This is a genomic window from Neisseria sp. Marseille-Q1983 (assembly GCF_018224585.1).
GTDB lineage: Bacteria > Pseudomonadota > Gammaproteobacteria > Burkholderiales > Neisseriaceae > Neisseria > Neisseria polysaccharea.
On record NZ_JAGTUI010000087.1, the window covers coordinates 1 to 2,403 of the forward strand.

The following is a 2,403-nucleotide window of genomic DNA, read 5'->3' on the forward strand; positions in this document are numbered from 1 at the left end:
CTTGGTGCTTCAGCACCTTAGAGAATCGTTCTCTTTGAGCTAAGGCGAGGCAACGACGTACCGGTTTTTGTTAATCCACTATAAATTTTTTCCGCCTCACTTGAATTTACCCGCACACACCCTAATTTTGCCGACTTATACGGGCAGCCGCCTGACGGCTGTCCGGTTTCCACTTCAATCTGTCCGAACCGTTCGGGCAGATGATTGTTTTCAAACCATTTATCGGAGCATAAATATGACCATCCGTCCTTTACACGACCGCGTTGTCGTCAAACGCTTGGAAGCTGAAGAAAAAACCGCATCGGGCATCGTTTTGCCGGGTGCGGCCGCCGAAAAACCCGATATGGGCGAAGTCATCGCCGTGGGTGCGGGCAAAATCGGTAAAGACGGCGCGCGCCGTCCGCTGGATGTCAAAGTCGGCGACAAAATCATCTTCGGCAAATACAGCGGCCAAACCGTAAAAGCCGACGGCGAAGAGCTGTTGGTAATGCGCGAAGAAGATATTTTCGGCATCGTTGAAAAATAAATACGGACACGATGCCGTCTGAAACGGCAAACCGCCTTCAGACGGCATAAACGGTTTTATCAGACAGTTTTAATGATTTTTGGAGAATTGAAATGGCAGCAAAAGACGTACAGTTCGGCAATGAAGTCCGCCAAAAAATGGTAAACGGCGTGAACATTCTGGCAAACGCCGTGCGCGTAACCCTGGGTCCCAAAGGCCGCAACGTGGTGGTTGACCGCGCTTTCGGCGGCCCGCACATCACCAAAGACGGCGTAACCGTCGCCAAAGAAATCGAACTGAAAGACAAGTTTGAAAATATGGGTGCGCAAATGGTGAAAGAAGTCGCGTCCAAAACCAACGACGTGGCGGGCGACGGTACGACTACCGCCACCGTATTGGCGCAATCCATCGTTGCCGAAGGCATGAAATACGTTACCGCAGGTATGAATCCGACCGACCTGAAACGCGGTATCGACAAAGCCGTCGCCGCTTTGGTTGACGAGCTGAAAAACATCGCCAAACCTTGCGACACTTCTAAAGAAATCGCCCAAGTCGGCTCTATTTCCGCTAACTCTGACGAACAAGTCGGCGCGATTATCGCCGAAGCGATGGAAAAAGTCGGTAAAGAAGGCGTGATTACCGTTGAAGACGGCAAATCTTTGGAAAACGAGCTGGATGTGGTTGAAGGTATGCAATTCGACCGCGGCTACCTGTCTCCTTACTTCATCAACGACGCTGAAAAACAAATCGCTGCTTTGGACAATCCGTTTGTATTGTTGTTCGACAAAAAAATCAGCAACATCCGCGACTTGTTGCCTGTTTTGGAACAAGTGGCGAAAGCCAGCCGTCCGCTGTTGATTATCGCTGAAGACGTAGAAGGCGAAGCCTTGGCAACTTTGGTCGTGAACAACATCCGCGGCATCCTGAAAACCGTTGCCGTTAAAGCCCCCGGCTTCGGCGACCGCCGCAAAGCCATGTTGCAAGACATCGCCATCCTGACCGGCGGCGTGGTGATTTCCGAAGAAGTCGGCCTGTCTCTGGAAAAAGCGACTTTGGACGACTTGGGTCAAGCCAAACGCATCGAAATCGGTAAAGAAAACACCACCATCATCGACGGCTTCGGCGACGCAGCCCAAATCGAAGCGCGTGTTGCCGAAATCCGCCAACAAATCGAAACCGCAACCAGCGAATACGACAAAGAAAAACTGCAAGAGCGCGTGGCCAAATTGGCAGGCGGCGTGGCAGTAATCAAAGTCGGCGCGGCGACCGAAGTGGAAATGAAAGAGAAAAAAGACCGCGTGGAAGACGCGCTGCACGCTACCCGCGCAGCCGTTGAAGAAGGCGTGGTTGCCGGCGGCGGCGTAGCCCTGTTGCGCGCCCGTGCCGCTTTGGAAAACCTGCACACCGGCAATGCCGACCAAGACGCAGGCGTACAAATCGTATTGCGCGCCGTTGAGTCTCCGCTGCGCCAAATCGTTGCCAACGCAGGCGGCGAACCCAGCGTAGTCGTGAACAAAGTGTTGGAAGGCAAAGGCAACTACGGTTACAACGCTGGCAGCGGCGAATACGGCGATATGATTGAAATGGGCGTACTCGATCCTGCCAAAGTAACCCGTTCTGCGCTGCAACACGCCGCGTCTATCGCCGGTCTGATGCTGACCACAGACTGCATGATTGCCGAAATCCCTGAAGAAAAACCGGCTATGCCTGATATGGGCGGTATGGGCGGTATGGGCGGCATGATGTAAGAAATGCCGTCTGAAGCCTTCAGACAACAAGCCGCACGGTCAACGCCGTGCGGTTTTTTTGCGAATAAGTGCGGCTAAGGCGCAAACCTTAAAATTATAGTGGATTAACTTTAAACCAGTACGGCGTTGCCTCGCCTTAGCTCAAAGAGA

At 52.8% G+C, this 2,403-nt stretch carries 2 protein-coding genes; both read left to right on the plus strand.

From position 1 onward, the window contains the following. Positions 1-235 precede the first annotated feature (235 nt). Positions 236-526: a co-chaperone GroES gene (locus KEM39_RS11090; RefSeq protein ID WP_002214868.1), complete on the plus strand. Its 291-nt coding sequence runs from the start codon at positions 236-238 to the stop codon at positions 524-526. A 92-nt stretch (positions 527-618) separates the two neighbouring features. Continuing rightward, positions 619-2,253, plus strand: coding sequence for a chaperonin GroEL (gene groL, locus KEM39_RS11095; RefSeq protein WP_211710046.1), 1,635 nt, complete (start codon positions 619-621; stop codon positions 2,251-2,253). Positions 2,254-2,403: the final 150 nt, after the last annotated feature.